The organism is Arthrobacter sp. HS15c (assembly GCF_040812005.1).
Classification (GTDB): Bacteria; Actinomycetota; Actinomycetes; order Actinomycetales; family Micrococcaceae; genus Arthrobacter.
In genome coordinates this window covers 1-16,090 of the sequence record NZ_JBFOHM010000003.1, presented here as the reverse complement: position 1 = coordinate 16,090, position 16,090 = coordinate 1, and the positions used below count along the sequence as shown (strand labels likewise).

General features: G+C 59.5%; 12 protein-coding genes. 7 read left to right on the top strand and 5 right to left on the bottom strand.

All coding sequences use genetic code 11. The features are described 5' to 3' along the window. Positions 1-5 precede the first annotated feature (5 nt). The 3 genes from ABV518_RS05210 to ABV518_RS05200 are packed head-to-tail and all read right to left on the bottom strand — an operon-like array spanning position 6 to position 3,588. Entirely contained in the window at positions 6-866 is an 861-nt protein-coding gene (locus ABV518_RS05210; RefSeq protein WP_367765767.1) for an ATP-binding cassette domain-containing protein, read from the bottom strand. Beyond that, on the bottom strand, positions 863-2,677 hold the full coding sequence (locus tag ABV518_RS05205; protein WP_367765766.1) for a dipeptide/oligopeptide/nickel ABC transporter permease/ATP-binding protein: 1,815 nt from the start codon (positions 2,675-2,677) through the stop codon (positions 863-865). Before ABV518_RS05205 ends, ABV518_RS05210 begins: the two co-directional genes overlap by 4 nt. After that, positions 2,647-3,588: an ABC transporter permease gene (locus ABV518_RS05200; protein ID WP_367765765.1), complete on the bottom strand. Its 942-nt coding sequence runs from the start codon at positions 3,586-3,588 to the stop codon at positions 2,647-2,649. Before ABV518_RS05200 ends, ABV518_RS05205 begins: the two co-directional genes overlap by 31 nt. 621 nt (positions 3,589-4,209) lie before the next feature. On the opposite strand from ABV518_RS05200, the gene ABV518_RS05195 reads away from it, so the two are divergent. From ABV518_RS05195 to ABV518_RS05180, 4 genes are all read left to right on the top strand, one after another. Next, entirely contained in the window at positions 4,210-5,235 is a 1,026-nt protein-coding gene (locus ABV518_RS05195; protein ID WP_367765764.1) for a D-2-hydroxyacid dehydrogenase, read from the top strand. Positions 5,236-5,275: 40 nt separating this feature from the next. After that, complete coding sequence (locus ABV518_RS05190) at positions 5,276-6,808, top strand: ABC transporter substrate-binding protein (RefSeq protein WP_367765763.1); 1,533 nt, start codon at positions 5,276-5,278, stop codon at positions 6,806-6,808. Positions 6,809-6,949: 141 nt separating this feature from the next. Continuing rightward, positions 6,950-7,759, top strand: a complete 810-nt coding sequence (locus ABV518_RS05185) for an alpha/beta fold hydrolase (protein ID WP_367765761.1) — start codon at positions 6,950-6,952, stop codon at positions 7,757-7,759. A 375-nt stretch (positions 7,760-8,134) separates the two neighbouring features. Then, complete coding sequence (locus tag ABV518_RS05180; RefSeq protein ID WP_367765760.1) at positions 8,135-9,580, top strand: MFS transporter; 1,446 nt, start codon at positions 8,135-8,137, stop codon at positions 9,578-9,580. 239 nt (positions 9,581-9,819) lie between these two features. Here ABV518_RS05180 and uidA read toward each other — a convergent pair whose 3' ends face one another. Next, positions 9,820-11,610: a beta-glucuronidase gene (uidA, locus tag ABV518_RS05175; RefSeq protein WP_367765759.1), complete on the bottom strand. Its 1,791-nt coding sequence runs from the start codon at positions 11,608-11,610 to the stop codon at positions 9,820-9,822. 284 nt (positions 11,611-11,894) lie between these two features. Further along, positions 11,895-12,950: a LacI family DNA-binding transcriptional regulator gene (locus tag ABV518_RS05170; protein ID WP_367765757.1), complete on the bottom strand. Its 1,056-nt coding sequence runs from the start codon at positions 12,948-12,950 to the stop codon at positions 11,895-11,897. A 179-nt stretch (positions 12,951-13,129) separates the two neighbouring features. On the opposite strand from ABV518_RS05170, the gene uxaC reads away from it, so the two are divergent. The 3 genes from uxaC to ABV518_RS05155 all read left to right on the top strand — a co-directional run. Further along, entirely contained in the window at positions 13,130-14,539 is a 1,410-nt protein-coding gene (uxaC, locus tag ABV518_RS05165) for a glucuronate isomerase (RefSeq protein ID WP_367765756.1), read from the top strand. Positions 14,540-14,604: 65 nt separating this feature from the next. Beyond that, the gene (locus tag ABV518_RS05160) at positions 14,605-15,954 is read left to right on the top strand and encodes a mannitol dehydrogenase family protein (protein ID WP_367766148.1); all 1,350 of its coding nucleotides are present in this window, start codon (positions 14,605-14,607) and stop codon (positions 15,952-15,954) included. 30 nt (positions 15,955-15,984) lie between these two features. Continuing rightward, on the top strand, positions 15,985-16,090 hold a 106-nt coding region (locus ABV518_RS05155; protein ID WP_367766147.1), incomplete at its 3' end, for a hypothetical protein.

Here is a 16,090-nt window from a genome sequence, read left to right as displayed (position 1 = left end):
GCTGGTTAGCCGGCTACGACTGGATTTAGAGCGCTCTGCTCTTTGGCCAGGCGCAGCCTTTCGAGTCGCCTGCGCTTTTGTTCCACGGGGTCAGCGACCGGAGCGGCGAGCAAAAGGGTCCTGGTATAAGGGTGATTGGGGGAAGATGTGACCTGCCCTGCAGGTCCTGTTTCGACGATGTCACCCTTATAGATCACGGAGACCCGGTGGCTGACGTACCGAACCACAGCCAGGTCGTGCGAGATGAACAGGCACGCAACACCTGTCCGCTGCTGGATCTCAAGGAGAAGGCGTAGAACAGTGGCTTGTGTCGACAAATCCAGGGCCGACACCGGTTCGTCGCAAATGATGAGCTTCGGCTCAGGGGCGAGGGCGCGGGCAATGGCGATTCGCTGCCGCTGGCCGCCGCTGAATTCCCGTGGCAGGCGTTCGGCCGCGTCGGCGGGCAGTTCTACCTGGCTCAGCAGTCCACGTATCCTCTTGCGGGCCTCAGCACGGGTTGCACCTTGCACCACGAGGGGCTCCGTCAGAATGTCGCCAATGGTCAGCGCTGGATTCAGGGATGAGTACGGGTCTTGGAACACCACCTGAATATCCCGTGCCAGCGCACGTCGCCGGCTTGGATTGGCATGAGTGATGTCTTCACCCTGGAACTTGATGGTTCCACCCGTGGGCTTCACGAGTCCGAGCACGGCGCGACCAATGGTTGTTTTGCCAGAGCCTGATTCACCAACAAGTCCCAGAACTTCGCCGGGAGCGATCGAAAGTGAAACGCCGTGCAGGACTTCATGCATTTTTCTGCGCAGGCCGTGCCCGGGGAATGCAACCCGAAGGTCCTCGGCCTGGAGTAGCGAGTCCGTGTTCATTTCTGCTCCTTACCGGTGGCCACCAAAGGCGCAAGGTCTTCGCGGAGGTTACTCTCGTCGAGGATCGACCTGAGAAGCTTCTGCGTATACGGGTGCTGTGGGTGATGGAAGACCTGCATAACGTCTCCTTCTTCTACGATGAGGCCCTCGCGCATCACTGCGATACGGTCGCAAATGTCCGCGACCACACCGAAGTTGTGTGTCACAAGGAGGATCGCCATACCCATTTCCTGCTGGAGGTCACGAAGCAGGTCCAGAATTTCTGCCTGGATGGTGACGTCCAGGGCTGTGGTAGGTTCATCAGCAATCAACAGTCGCGGCTGGCTGGCCACAGCTCCGGCGATGAGGATCCTTTGGGCCATACCGCCGGAGATCTGGTGAGGGTAGAGGTCAAAAGTGCGGCGGGTATTGGGGATGCCGACCCGCTCCATAAGCTCGAGGGCACGTGCCTTGGCAGCTGAATGGGACATTCCGGAGGCCGTCCTGATGCCTTCAACGAGCTGGCTTCCAACAGTGAACGACGGGTCGAGGTTGGACATGGGTTCTTGGGGAATGTAGGCGATTTCCTTGCCGCGGATCTTTCGCAGCTCCCGTTCCGAAAGGCCAAGCAGTTCCCGTCCCTCAAGCAGTACCGATCCGTTTGTGATTACGGCCTCTGGAGGCAGGACACCGAGGACAGAGAAGGCTGTTTGGGTCTTCCCTGAGCCTGACTCACCGACGAGGCCTAAGGTTTCTCCGGCTTTGAGTTCCAGGGACACCCCCTTCAGTACCTGCTTGGGCTCCCCTGAAGGCGTCGGGTACTCCATTTTCAGGTCTCGTACTTTTAAGAGGTGGGATGTGTCGCTCTTTGCCTCACTGCGTGCCGCCCCGGGTGCAAGGACCTTGATGCTACCGAGCTTGGCTGCCTTCGGCCGGGCGCCTTCAAGCGCATCGCGCAGGGAGTTCCCCAGGAGGACCAAGGAAGCAGTTGTTGCGCCCAGCAGCAGAGCCGGCCACAGGAACTGCAGGGGATGAACATAAAAGTTCAGGAAGCCGGTAGCGATCATTGCTCCGAAGCTGGGAACTTCCGTGGAACCTACGCCGAGAAATGCCAAGCCAGACTGAAGGTTAACAGCAGCGCCCATGAGAAATGCCGCGGAGATAATGACCGGGCCCTGCACTACGGGCATGACGTGCCTGCCGAGGATTCTCGCTGTCGATAATCCGGCAACCTTTGCCGCGTCAACATAGAGCTCATTCTTCACGCCTGCAGTGACGTTCCGGACGATGCGATAGATCGACGGTGACAGAAGAACACCGAAGATCAACATCGTGATGCGGAAGTCGCCTTTAGTCAGGGGCATCAGGACGATGAGGAGCAGGAGGCCCGGAAACGTCATAACCAGGTTGAAGATCCATTCGATCGCGGTCCGTACCCGCCCTCCAAAGTAACCGCCGATCAGCCCGAAGGTCAGGCCGACCACGCAAGCAACGCCGGTGCCGATGAGCGCAGAGATGGCGCCGGTGTTGATCGAGTACAGCAACCGCGAGAAGGAGTCCCGTCCACTTTGGTCTCCTCCCAAGAGGTATCCAGGTGTTCCGATTCCCGCGTTCACCGCGTCGAGTGAGGACTCGTTGGGACCGTGCTGGGTGATGAAGGGCGCCAACAGACCCATCAGGATCACGGTGAGAAGGAATGCTGTGGTGATAACCGCCTGCGGGTCCCGCAGCAGTCGTCGGATCGGGGAACGGTGTGAGGCGGCTTCTATCGTGTCCGTCTCGAGGAGCGCTACTTCGGTGCTCAAAAGAGCCTCGCTTTCGGGTTGAGCCAACCGTTGATGACGTCGGTCAGCAGATTGACGGATACGACGAGCATGACGCTGAAAATGGTGACGCCCATGATCACGGGAATGTCCCCTTGCAGTGAGGAATTGAAGGCGAAGGAGCCGAAACCGGGCAGCGCGAAGACGTTCTCAATAATGAGTGCGCCGCCAAACATCGAGATGAATTCCAGCGAGAGCACGACGAGGGCGGGCGCAGCTGCATTACGCAGCGCGTGCCGGTAAACGATGGACCATGCCGGGATTCCCCGGGTGCGAAGCGTTCGCACATAGTCCTTTTGAAGTTCCCCAATCATCGTTCCCCTGATTTGCGCCGACATGTTGGCCACGCCGTTGATGACCAGGACTATGACGGGGATCGTAATGGAAGCCGCCCAGCGCCGGGGATCCTCTGAAAAGGGCGTGAATCCAGTAGCTGGGAGCCACCGCAGATTAAGGGCAAACACAACAACCAGCGCGATCGCAATAAGAAGGTTCGGAAACAGGTTCCCGATCAGGGACGTGCCTTGGGCGATGCGGTCCACAGCTCCAGCCCGGGAAGCAGCCAAAACGCCGAGAAAGACGCTGACGACGACACTAAGCACCAATGCCACGAGAACGATGGAAAGCGTCACTCCCAGCCGGACCGAAACAGCTTTGCTCACCGATTCACTGGTGAAGTAGGAGACCCCGAAGTCCCCCCTGAGAACGGCCCAGAGCCAGTCGAAGTACTGGACGAGGACGGGGCGGTTCAGCCCCAGCTTGTCCATAAGGGCATCGACCGCCTCGGCCGAGGAGGCAGGACCCAGAATGTTGGTCGCCACACCGGTAAAGGAAAAGCTCAACAACCAGAACGTTATGAGCGTCACGAGGACTGTCAGGATCACTCCTGTTGCCAGCCTGCGAAGAATATAGGGAATCATGGGGAACCTTAATGAGATAGAACGGGAGCCGGAGTAGCCGGCAGCCAAATTTCAATCAGGGCAGCCGATGCAGAAGCCTGGACGGCCATGGGCACGCTCCGAAGCTGCAACGCCCTTGTTTTGGCGCGCCGATCCGGCACGGTGCGGTGACCGTTTGGACTCGACGTGGAGGACGGGTGGGCATGCATGTCGTTGCGGAACTGCTCCCGGCCTGTTGGCGCTGGAGAAATACTGTGGGACATCACGACCCCTTTGTCGGCCTTTCAAACCATTTCCGCCAGGAACGCGATGGCGGTCCGCGGCCACACCGGCAAGCCGCTGTTACCCGCATCACTTGAAGTAAACCACGTCCACACTTCTTTGACAACCGCTTGCCGTCTGATTTGGCGCAACAGTTGCCGGCGAAGCTAACGACTAGTAGATAACCGTGTAATCGTGGCATTAGAGCAGGCGGTCTACTTCAGATTCGCATCCGGAATAAGCAAATTTCTCGGCCGTGGAGTCTCTCTTGCTGAAATTCGGCAACCGGTTGACAAGCACGTCCGGGGTTGTGATACTTGCGGAAGGCGGGCATCGGCGAACTCCCGATGCGTTGGCCATAAACAAAGGAGTTTGAATCAGATGGATACTGGATCTGAAGCACGCGAGATCCGAAGCGTGCTGGCCACTGTGCTCTATCAGCCAGACGAAATAGAGCAGCTTCGGAAGGCGTTCGCCCCGGCAGAGTTCCTGCATGTTCACCCCCGAGAAGGGGCAACCATTGACGATGCTCTTCAACGCGTGGACGTAGCCATCCTCCAGACGGATATCGACGACCGCTTCCTGGCCGCTCCGCATTTGAAATGGGTGCACTGCGATCACTCTGGCCTCACAAAGTCTGCCCGGGCCGAAGTCTTCGAGAAGGGCCTCGTCATCACAGGGTCGGCGGGCAGGTCTGCCCCAGCGCTTGCGCAGCATGCCTTCTACTTCGCACTTTCCTTGACCTTCGATGCCAAGCGGCTCTTTGAACTTCAGGATTCTCACGTCTGGACCCGGATTCCGGGATACGAGAATCGGCTTGCTCTCTGGGGCAAGACGCTCGGGATCGTGGGGTTTGGGCATACCGGTCAGGAAATGGCACGCCTCGGCAAAGCGTTCGGAATGCGCGTCATTGCGTATCGCCGCAGTGTCGGTGAGACGCCCAACGAGGTGGATCTGATGCTTTCAAAGGACGCCGGTGATTCCTTGCGGCCGCTGATCGAAGAATCCGATGTCATCATGCTCGCCGCACCACTCAATGACGAGACGTACCACCTGTTTTCAGCCAAGGAATTTTCCTCCATGAAGGATCAGGCTTACATCATCAACATGGCCCGCGGAGGAGTTATTGATCAGGAGGCGCTCATCGAAGCCCTGCAAACTGGTCAAATCGCAGGGGCCGGATTGGACGTAACCGACCCGGAACCGTTGCCGACGGATTCACCCCTGTGGGATATGGACAACGTGGTCATTACGCCCCACGTCACCCCTAAACTACCAAATCGCACGCAACGGTCGATTGACACCATCGTGGAAAATATCGGCCGCTACCGCCGTGGAGACGACATGCTCAACGCACTGACTTCACGGGACATCTATACGCGCCTACAGCCCTCGGCGCACACGTAATTCAAGCATTGCCTGGCACCTACGAGTCAAAGGAACTTTCATGCCAAACCTTCGCCTATCCCGAGCATTCGCCGGCACCGCCGCCGTCGTACTCGCCACAAGCTTGGCTGTCTCTGCCTGCGGGGGAGACCCAACCCCTGCAGCGGAAACCGCCCCTACTACACTCGCGTTCGGGGTCCAAGTGGCACCGAACTCCCTGGATCCTGCCCAGTTGCACGATGGTCAGCAGCGATACGTCTGGGGTGCCGTGTATGACACTCTGATCTACAGTGACAACGAAGGCGTGCTCAAGCCCGGTGCAGCAAAGAGCTGGGAGTACTCCCCGGACGCACGTTCCCTCACGCTCAAGCTGCGGGACGACATGAAGTTCAGCGACGGCGACCCTGTAACCTCCGAGGCAGTCAAAGTGAGCCTGGACCGTACCCGGACCACCGCAGGGCCGCAAAAGAGCAACCTTTCTGCCGTGGCTTCCATCGACGCGCCGGATGAACACACCGCCGTCATCAACCTGAGCCGTCCGGATCCCAACCTGCTTGTGGCCCTGTCCTACGGCGCCGGGGCGATCGGAGATCCCGACACGATCAACGAGGCCCGCACCGCTCTGGACCCAGTGGGATCAGGTCCCTACACTCTTGACCGCGCAGCGACTGTTGACGGCACGAAGTACGTTCTCAACAGGCGAGACGACCACTGGAATGCCGCAGCATATCCATTCAAAACTGTCACTATTAGGGCCATCCAGGACCGCACCGCACTGTTCAATTCACTGCTGACCAAAGAACTTGATGCCGGGACAGTTGATGCCGGCCAGGCCAAGCAGATCGAAGCCAGCGGGTTCACCATCACGCCCGTTGAGGGAGTGACGACCGGTGGACTGGTGATCGCCGACCGTGCCGGCCAAGTTGCGAAGCCGCTGGCAGATGTCCGCGTCCGGAAGGCAATCAACCATGCATTTGACCGCCAAAAAATGCTCGATGCGCTCCTAGGCGGCAACGGCCGTCCCACTACGCAGATTTTCAACAAACTCTCCCCGGCATACGTCGAACAGCTGGACGACGCCTACAGCTTCGACCCGGAAAAGGCCCGTAGCCTTCTTAAAGAAGCGGGGTACCCGGACGGATTTAGCCTTACGATGCCTGCCAACGTTATCGTGCAGACTTATCAGGCCACCATTACCCAGTCCCTTGCCGATGTTGGCATCAAGGTGGAATGGGAACCGGTGCCTGCCCAGAGCTCGGGCCAGACAACGAAATGGGGCATGTACTTCAACCTGGGCAGCACGGCCGCTCCCTCACGTACTGTCGCCCTCTACTTCGGGAAAAATGGATCACAGAACCCCTTCCAGCTCGAAGACCCGAAGATGAACGAGCTTCTGGCAAAGCTAGCCACGGAAACTGATACCACACGTGCCGGTGAAATTTACAAAGAGATCAACAAATACGCTATCGACAATGCCTGGTTCGCTCCCTTCTTCTCCCTGAAAACCAACTGGGCGATGAAGGAGGGCCTTGAGTACCGCGGTACCGGCAACGCTATTCCTGACCTTCGGGTATTCGGAGTTTCAGGCAAATAAACCCACCGACCGATGATCCACGGTCGCTGGCCGGCAGACGGGCTCTCCGAGTCCTGGCTGCCGGCCAGCGCGGCTTTTGCACAGCGAATGCGGTCGCCCTAAGTGGCTTTCTTCGGGGTGCGGCAGCCGCAAATCAGTTTGATGACCCATATTGATAGGAAGGACCAGCCTATGAGCGGCGGAGGTTTCAACGTTTCAGTTGAGCGGAAAAGGGGTTCACATCCAGCTTTGGGAACCATTGTGTTTGTTAACTCATTGGCCACGAGCGGGCAGATGTGGGACGGAGTGGTTGCCCGGCTCCCCAGAGATTTCGACGTCGTTCGCTTCGATCAGAGGGACCGGGGAGGGCCCCGCGGGCACAGCCCCTTTAGCCTCGATGATCTTGTCAGCGATCTCTTCGAGGTGCTCGATGCCGAGGACATCGATAAAGCTCATATTGCCGGTGTGTCACTGGGTGGCCTGGTGGCATTGCGGGCGGCAGCGCTCCTGCCGGAAAGAACGCAATCCGCTGTGGCGATGTGTTGTGCCGCCCGCTTTTCCTCGAAGGTCTGGGTCGCACGCGGTCAACAGGTGCGAGCCGAGGGCATCGCCCCATTGGTTCCCCAGGTAATTAACCGTTGGTTCACACCGGAGTTCCAGCAGCGGCAACCCTCCATCGTGGATGAGCACCGGCAGATGCTGGCGTCCACAGACCCAGTGGGTTACGCCTTCGCGTGTGATCTCCTCGCTGAATCGGACGTGAGAGACGATCTGCCGAACATCAAAGCACCGGTTCTGGTCATCAGCGGCGAGGCCGATTCGGCTAACCCGATCGACGAACAGAAACTGATTGTCAGGGGAGTACCGACCGCCAGGCACGAAATACTGAAAGACACGGCCCATCTCGCTCCGGTAGCAGAACCGGATCTTGTCGCCAGCCTAGTTTCTGACCACGCCAAATCGAATAACTGAGGGCATCGACAGGATGGAATCACCAAGCCAGAGCCTAGACTGCGAACTCATTTCTGCACCGCGGACGGGATCACGTGTGCAGACCTGCATTCAAGTCTCGCGGGGAGACCTCATTGAAGCCAGGGTTGGTACTACTCGTCATGTGCGAGGGCAGGTCGTTGACGTCCAGCCCGCGATGGAGTTGTTCTGGGTCGTTGCCCACGATGGAACACGTCGGATAGTAGAGCTGTCCGAGTTTGAAGTGTACTTCGCCGCTTAGGCCCACGGGCGCTCAGAACAGACCTGACCGCGCCTTGTTGTTGTTCACAGCGCCAGGAAGTTCGTGCAGTGAGAGGCCCCAGCGATCGACCCTCTCCCATTACATAAGGAACAGCCATGACAGTAGATACTTCCCGTCGCCGGGCAGGGTCTCCCGAAAGTGATGCTTCCAAGGGCCGAGGCAGGATCGTTGCGGTGCTTGCTTTCGCCGGCATTGTCGTGTCCTTGATGCATTCCCTTGTTATTCCGTTACTCCCACGTTTGCCTGAGTTCCTGCACGCTTCCGCATCGGACACCACGTGGGCCGTCACTACAACTTTGCTGGCCGGTGCTGTCGCCACGCCCACAGTAGGCCGGCTGGGAGACATGTACGGCAAGCGACGCATGCTACTGATCAGCCTGGCCTTACTTGTGGCGGGCTCTGTGGTCGGCGCATTCAGTTTCAGTCTGGCGCCGTTGATTATCGGGCGGACGCTTCAGGGGCTCGCGGCAGGCGTAATCCCACTGGGTATCAGCATCATGCGCGATGAACTGCCGCCAGCGAGACTAGGCGGCGCCACAGCGACAATGAGCGCCTCACTTGGAGTCGGCGGTGCTCTCGGGCTGCCTGTTGCCGCAGTGATCGCAGAGACCCTGGACTGGCACACCCTGTTCTGGGTGGCGGCCGGACTCGGCCTGGTGTCATTCTTCCTTATTGCGTGGCAGGTGCCGGAATCCCAAGTGAAATCGGGAGGGCGTTTTGATGCGGTGGGAGCCGTGTCGATGTCAGCAGCCCTGGTGATGCTGCTGCTTGTTGTTTCCAAGGGCGGAACCTGGGGTTGGACTTCGGCTACGACACTAGGGTTAATCGGAGGGTCCCTGATCCTGTTTACCGGATGGACTTTCTGGGAGCTGCGCGTGGCCCGGCCGCTCGTGGACCTGAGGACCATCTGGCGCCGTCAGGTGCTTCTGACTAACCTGGCGTCGCTGATCTTCGCCTTCTCCATGCTCTCCATGTCGCTTAGCCTGCCGCAAATTCTGCAGTTGCCGGCGGAGACCGGTTATGGGCTGGGCCAGTCGATGTTGGTCGTGGGTCTCGTAATGGCTCCTTCGGGTTTGGTCATGATGGCTGTCGCGCCCCTGTCCGCATGGATTTCAGCAGCATGGGGGCCGAAATGGTCCCTTATGGCCGGGGCGGTCCTAGTTACTGCTGGCTACACAATCGGCTTTTTTGCCATGGAAGCAGTCTGGCAGTTAGTGGCCGTCTCAAGCATCGTCGGTGCCGGCATTGGTTTGGCATACGGCGCCATGCCCGCATTGGTCATGGGCGCGGTTCCGCCCTCAGAGTCGGGCTCTGCCAATGGCCTCAATTCACTGATGCGCTCCGTTGGCACGTCCCTGTCGGCCGCCGTCGCCGGTCTGGTCTTCGCGCAAATGAGCACAAACCTGTCAGGAACTCTCATTCCTTCACAGGGGGCGTTTCATATGATGATGGGGTGTGGAGCAGTTGCCGCGCTTGCGGCCCTGGCGGTCGCGGCGTTCCTACCCCGCTACCGGCTTTCCGATCACCGCCCGCCCGGCTGACGCGTTGCGGCACATCGATTGCGTCGGAGTGATCCCCTGCAGACGCGGAGTTTATCCCGCAGGGACAACGCCGGATGGAAGGCAGCACCACCGCGATCCACCCTCATTCCGGACTCCTATTAGTGCACTCACTACTATTCTCGAGTGGACTCATAACGTGTAGGGCCAACCCGGCTATGCAGAACAGAAACGAAAGGGTGCCGCTACGGAAGCGGCACCCTTTCCTTACGGCTGGATTACTACTGCTGTGATGGCTTCACGTTCCCCGTCGCGGTCCATCTGCCGCGAAGGAAGAAAGCGGAACCCTTCGGGCGACGGTCGCGGGTGAAGATGCCCTTCTTGTTTCCATCGACCCGATGAACTCCTGGCGTGGTCCGGAAGTCGGCGAAGTTCCATACCTGCTCGCCGACGAAGGTAGGGAACTTGTCAAACACCCGGTGGTTCATTTCGAGGTAGGCGATCTGGTACTCCTCCGACCAGGGGATGTCGTTGAGCGAGTGAAGGCCAGCCATCGTGTCTGCACCGTACTCGGTCATCATGACCGGCTTGTCGAACTTTTCAACCCAGTCGCGGATGTCAGCTTCGAGCTTGACCTCAGCCGATGCGAGGTCACCGTTGTCGATGTACCACCCAAAGTACCGATTGATTCCGATCACATCGAACAGCGTCGCAATTTGGTCGTTCTTTGCATTTGCCAGCAACCAGGCGGTGTACGTGATGGGGCGGCTGGGATCCAGCTTGCGGGTCAGCTCCGCAAGCGGCGCGAAGTACTCGTAGGCGCCGTCTTCCTGGCTTGCTGGTTCGTTGGCGATGCACCACATCACCACACTCGGATGATTCTTGTCCCGGCCAATCAGTTCACGAAGGTGCTGCGCGTGGGTCTCCTGCATCTCGTCGCCCAGCGTATCGGGGGAGAACGTGGGTGGCGGATTTTTGGCGGACATTCCACCTGAGACGCCAAGGTTAAACCCGACGGCGGCAGTTTCGCCGATCACGACGATTCCGTGCCTGTCGGCGTAATCCAGGACTTCCTCTGCGTACGGATAATGGGACGTTCGGAAGGAATTGGCTCCGATCCACTTCATCAGCTCAAAGTCATGAACGAGGTAGGCATTGTCGTGCCCCTTACCGCGAACCGGAGTGTCTTCATGCTTGCCGAATCCGGTGAAGTAGAACGGCTTGCCGTTGATGAGAAACTCAGTTTTCGTTACTTCGATTGTGCGCACGCCCACTGATTGCGTGTAGGAGTCAACGAGCTCGCCGTCCCCGTGCAGCGAGACCTCCAGCTTGTAGAGGTAAGCCGCCCCCGGTTGCCAAAGCTTCACTTCCTCAACGCGAAGCGTGCCCTCAGCACCGCTGCCGTTCAGGACCTCCGCACCGGTTTCGTCCCGCAGTACCACCCGCACCTCTGCAGACCCTGTCGTGACGACCGAATACTTGATGGTCCCTGCGGCACCTTCAACCCCGGTTGTGACGGCGATGTCCTCGATACGTGTCCGCGGAATACCTGTGAGCCAGACTGAGCGGGCCAGGCCCGCATAGTTGAAGAAGTCATGGTGGTAGCTCTGCCTGCGCTGCCCCGAATCGACCACATGGACGTGCCCTGGTGGGATGGTGTGGATGGAAAGCTCGTTGTCCACTCCAACGGTCAGACGGAAGGGCTTTCCGGGCTGCACGTGATCGGTAATATCCGCCTCGAACGGGGTGTAGCCACCGATGTGCTCTGCGACGAGCACGTCGTTGACGTAAACCTTTCCATGATGCGTCGCCGCCTCAAAGCGGATGACAGTATCCCTGTCGCCCCATCCACGGGGGACGAATACGTCGCGCTGATACCATACCCAGCCGACGTGGTCCCGGATCTTGGGATCAAGAAAGAGATCGTTGTAGCTCGCCGGTACAGCCACGTCGAGTGAGCCCTGGAGTGGCGCAGACCAAGGCTCGCTTACCTCGGGCCGGTCCACGGCGAACCGCCAAATCCCGTCCAGATTGACGAGGTCCCGAGTTTCTGACGCCTGAGGTCTCAACATTGAGTGACTTCCTGACTGTAGGTTTTCTTCGCAAGAGCCTATCGGCAAGCGGTTGCCAAAAGTATAACCGACGCACGGGCTTTGTGGCGAGGATAAGATTTGTCTTGGGCCACATCATTATGCTGAGACCCAATGCTTCACGGTTCCGGGGTAGCGTCGCCAGCGGCAGGCGGCATGTGCAACCGATTGTCGAACAGGCCCTTGGAAACCACCCCAATGGAGGGCAGTTCGGGAGTTCCTTAACGCGGCCAACATGTTTTGCCGCAACCAGCCCGTCGGCAGGATCAGGCGAGGAGCTTTCCCGTTGATCCCCTGATCACCAGCTCTGTATCTATGTATCGGGTTGAAGGCACGTCTCCATGTCCCTTGAGGGCTTTGAGTAGAAGGCCGGCTGCTTCAACGCCGCAGGTTTCCATCGGCGCGCGGACAGTGGTCAGCCCCGGGGTTGTGAAGTCGGCTCCGAAAATGTCGTCGAAGCCTACGATACTGATTTGATCCGGAACCACGTAGGCTGCTGCCTGGAGTTCCTGCATCAGACCTATGGCGAGAAGATCGTTGTATGCAATGACGGCGGAGGCTCCGCTGCTGACGATAGTGCGGGCAATCGCCCGTCCCCCCTTTATGGTCGGGGTCTGGGACTGCACCTTCAGGGGTTCTATGCGGGACCATTCGCATGCCTGTTGCACGGCGAGCCATCGCCGGCTGGACATCCAGGACGCCTCCGGGCCTGCGACGAAGGTTATCTTTCGGTGCCCATGCCCCGCGAGATGGCGAACCGCTTCCCCCAGACCTTTGTCAACGTCGGGCACCACACATGTAATGCCTTCAACGTTGCGGTTCACCACGATTACCGGTTTTTCCCCAGCCAACTGTCGGATGTGATCATCGTCCATGCGCGGGCTGGCGAGAATCAGACCGTCCACGCTCGCCATCATCCGTTTCGCTGCGGAAAGTTCCTTTTTCGGTGATTCGGCCGATTCGGCAAGGATGACCGAATAGTCCTGGTCCGCTGCGGTAGATTCCGCGCCACGGATCGTCCCGAAGAACGTGGGGTTCGCTATATCGGCGACGATGAGGCCGACGGTACTGGTTTTCCCAGTGGGCAAGGCCTTCGCAAAGGGGTTGGCCTGGTAGTCAAGCTCCGCCGCCGCGTCCTCGATGAGCGTGCGCGTCTTTACGCTCACCCGTCCGGGCTTGCTGAGCGCCCTGGAAACCGTGGAAGGGTTCACGCCTGCCAATTTCGCGATGTCATAGATCGTGGCATTGGTCTTGACGGCCCTGCCATCGGCTTTGCCGGGGGAGGCCTTCGCGTCCGCTTCTGGGGGTGAAAGTTCAGTCACCGTTTAATCATAGCCCATCCGGTTGCCATTTCCATGGAAAGCATGCTCAGGTAGTCTCAGGAAAGTATGGCATCGCATCATAATTTCCTTATGTTTTCAGGGTACTCACACCGGCCAGTGCAAGAAATGCATGATGGCAACCGGTTGACAAATGGTCATGAGTCCGAGAGCATAAAGGCATGTCTCAGTCCCTAACCCACCCGGATCGCCTGCTTCCTTCCGATCCCGGGATGCGTCGAATCGCGAGGTCCCTGCTGGAGTCAGTGAAGGACCTTCCCATACTTTCTCCCCATGGCCACGTGGATGCCGCAGTCATCGCGGAGAACAGCTCCTTTCCTGACCCGGCAGCTCTGCTGGTCAGCCCGGATCATTACGTTGTGCGCCTCATACACGCCAGTGGTGTGCCGCTATCCCGGCTGACCCCAGCGAAGGGCGGAACGGAAGGGGCTGACAGCAGGTCCATCTGGCGCGAGTTTTGCAAGGCCTGGCCTCTTTTTGATGGAACGGCTTCAGGCCACTGGCTTCGCGACCAGTTCCAGTTCGTCTTCGGGCTTAAGGGGATACCCAGCGTTGAATCGGCGGACGCCATTTACGACGAGCTTTCGGCGAAGCTTCAGGAAGAAGATTTCCGTCCCAGGCAGCTGTTCAAGGACTTCAACATTGAAGTGTTGGCAACCACCGATGACCCGCTGGACAGTCTGAGCAGTCATAAAGCCCTCGCGGAGGACCCCACATTCCACGGACGAGTTCTGCCCACCTTCCGGCCCGACGCTTACATGAACATTGCCCATCCCAGCTGGAAAGAAAACGTAGAACGCCTCCTCAGCGCGGCGGGACAGGTGGACAACGGCTATAAGGGATACATTCATGCGCTGGAGAGCCGGCGGCGCTACTTCATCGACCACGGCGCCGTCTCGGCAGACCACGGAGTACGAACTCCTGCAACCTTGAAGCTGACCGAGTCCGAGGCCACCCGACTGTTCGAGCTCGCGAGGTCTGGCACGTTTACCACTGCTGAACGCGACGCCTTTGAAGCGCACATGCTCTACCAAATGGGACGCATGTCTGTAGAAGACGGGCTGGTCATGACCGTCCATCCCGGCTCATTCAGGAACCACCACCAGCCAAGCTTTGAGGCCTTCGGTCCCGACACCGGCCATGACATCCCCTTTGCTGTCAATTACACCGAGTCCATCCGCCCGCTTCTGCAGGATTTCGGCACGGCCAAGGACTTCCACCTGGTGCTCTTCACCTTGGACGAGACCGTCTTCTCCCGTGAACTCGCCCCGCTGGCGGGATTCTATCCGTCGGTTTATCTCGGTGCGCCGTGGTGGTTCCTCGACGCTCCGGATGCGATGCAGCGATTCAGGTCGGCGGTTACCGAAACCGCCGGATTTTCCCGCTTCTCTGGCTTTATCGATGACACGAGGGCATTCTGCTCCATCCCGGCACGCCACGAGGCGTCCCGCCGGGTGGAGGCTTCATTCCTGGCCCGCATGGTGGCCGAGCACCGAGTCAGCGAGGAGCGTGCGCACGAGATCATGAAAGACACCGTAGACACTTCACCCCGGCGTGTGTTCAAGCTATGAGCGCCGGGGCCCTCGGGAGCGTGACAACGGCAGCAGGCAGTCCAGCACCGCTGCTTAACCGCCCCATGCACAGCGCCGCAATACCGGCACCGGTGAGAATTGTCCACATTGGACTTGGAGCCTTTCACCGCTCCCACCAGGCCTGGTACACGTACCACGCAAGCGATGCAGCCCAGTGGGGGATTGCGTCCTTCAGTGGCCGCCGCCCGGATGCAGCGGAAACGCTTGCCGCCCAGGACGGGTTGTACACGGTTGTTCAGCGGTCTGGCAGCGGGGACACGTTCGAACTCGTCACGAGCATCGTGGAAGCAGTGGACGGAGCAGACCTGCAGCGACTCATGGAACTGGTCGCGGCGCCGGAAACTGCTGTTGTCACCCTCACGATCACCGAGGCTGCCTACGCACAGTATGAGACGAACGGCGTAGGCCTGGAGGCTTCGACGCCGTTGGGCCGACTGGTCCTGGCCCTCGCCGCCCGGAGGGAGGCCGGCGCGGGACCTATCGCCGTCGTCAGCTGCGATAACCTCGCCGACAACGGGCAGGTGACACGGAAGGCTGTCCTGGCCCTCGCAGCCTGGCCGGCTGGCCAGGCCGGTCCCTTCGCGGGTCTGGCGGACTGGATTGACGGGAATGTCAGCTTCGTCAGCACTTCAGTGGACCGCATCACGCCCAGGACCACGACGTCGGACCTTGAGTTGGTTGCCGAAGCCTGCGGCTACCGGGATGCGGCTGCGGTAATTACCGAGCCATTCCACAACTGGGTCCTCAGTGGCAGCTTTCCTGCCGGCCGTCCGCATTGGGAGGACGCCGGCGCTGTGTTCGTGGACGACATAGAACCATACGAGAACCGAAAGCTGTGGCTGCTCAACGGAGCGCACTCCATCCTGGCTTATTCGGGAAAGTTCCGGGGACACGAAACCGTGGCCGAAGCCCTGTCCGATGGCGTATGCCGGGCAGCTGTGGAGGAATTCTGGGATGAAGCCGCAAGGCACCTGCCAGCCAGCCTCATGATCCGGGATTACCGCCTCGCTCTCCTGGAGCGGTTTGGGAACGGCAGGATCGCTCACCACTTGGCGCAGATCGCCATGGACGGGACCACCAAGTTGCGGATGCGCGCCCTGCCTGTCCTGAACGCCGAACGCGCTGCAGGACGGCCGGGAGACGGGGCCGCACGGATGATTTCTGCATGGATGGCCTACCTGTCATCCGCAGAGGAGTTCCAAGACCCGCGTGCCGCGGAAATCAGAGCAGCCCTCGCACTGGAGGGCAGGAAACGCACGATTGCGCTCATGGCTCTGGTCAAGCCTGAACTCGCCGCCGACGCCGATCTCGTTACCCAGATCAGCAGCCTTCAAGCTGCCCTCATAACGTCACCCACCGCCGATTTTTCCCCCTTTGATCAAGCGGCCCGCTGACGCGGCGGACCCATTGAAAGGTCTCTTACTGTGAAAATTATTGCTGCGGAAGTCTTCGTGACCAGCCCGTCCCGTAACTTCGTGACCCTCCGGATCACCACCGAGGACGGTGTGACCGGCATCGGGGATGCCACCC

Excerpts from the sequence above, each read along its gene's own strand:
- ABV518_RS05180 (WP_367765760.1), top strand. The coding sequence starts at position 8,135 with ATGACAGTAGATACTTCCCGTCGCCGGGCAGGGTCTCCCGAAAGTGAT.
- uidA (WP_367765759.1), bottom strand. The coding sequence starts at position 11,610 with ATGTTGAGACCTCAGGCGTCAGAAACTCGGGACCTCGTCAATCTGGAC.
- ABV518_RS05160 (WP_367766148.1), top strand. The coding sequence starts at position 14,605 with ATGCACAGCGCCGCAATACCGGCACCGGTGAGAATTGTCCACATTGGA.
- uxaC (WP_367765756.1), top strand. The coding sequence starts at position 13,130 with ATGTCTCAGTCCCTAACCCACCCGGATCGCCTGCTTCCTTCCGATCCC.
- ABV518_RS05200 (WP_367765765.1), bottom strand. The coding sequence starts at position 3,588 with ATGATTCCCTATATTCTTCGCAGGCTGGCAACAGGAGTGATCCTGACA.
- ABV518_RS05190 (WP_367765763.1), top strand. The coding sequence starts at position 5,276 with ATGCCAAACCTTCGCCTATCCCGAGCATTCGCCGGCACCGCCGCCGTC.
- ABV518_RS05195 (WP_367765764.1), top strand. The coding sequence starts at position 4,210 with ATGGATACTGGATCTGAAGCACGCGAGATCCGAAGCGTGCTGGCCACT.
- ABV518_RS05210 (WP_367765767.1), bottom strand. The coding sequence starts at position 866 with ATGAACACGGACTCGCTACTCCAGGCCGAGGACCTTCGGGTTGCATTC.
- ABV518_RS05185 (WP_367765761.1), top strand. The coding sequence starts at position 6,950 with ATGACCCATATTGATAGGAAGGACCAGCCTATGAGCGGCGGAGGTTTC.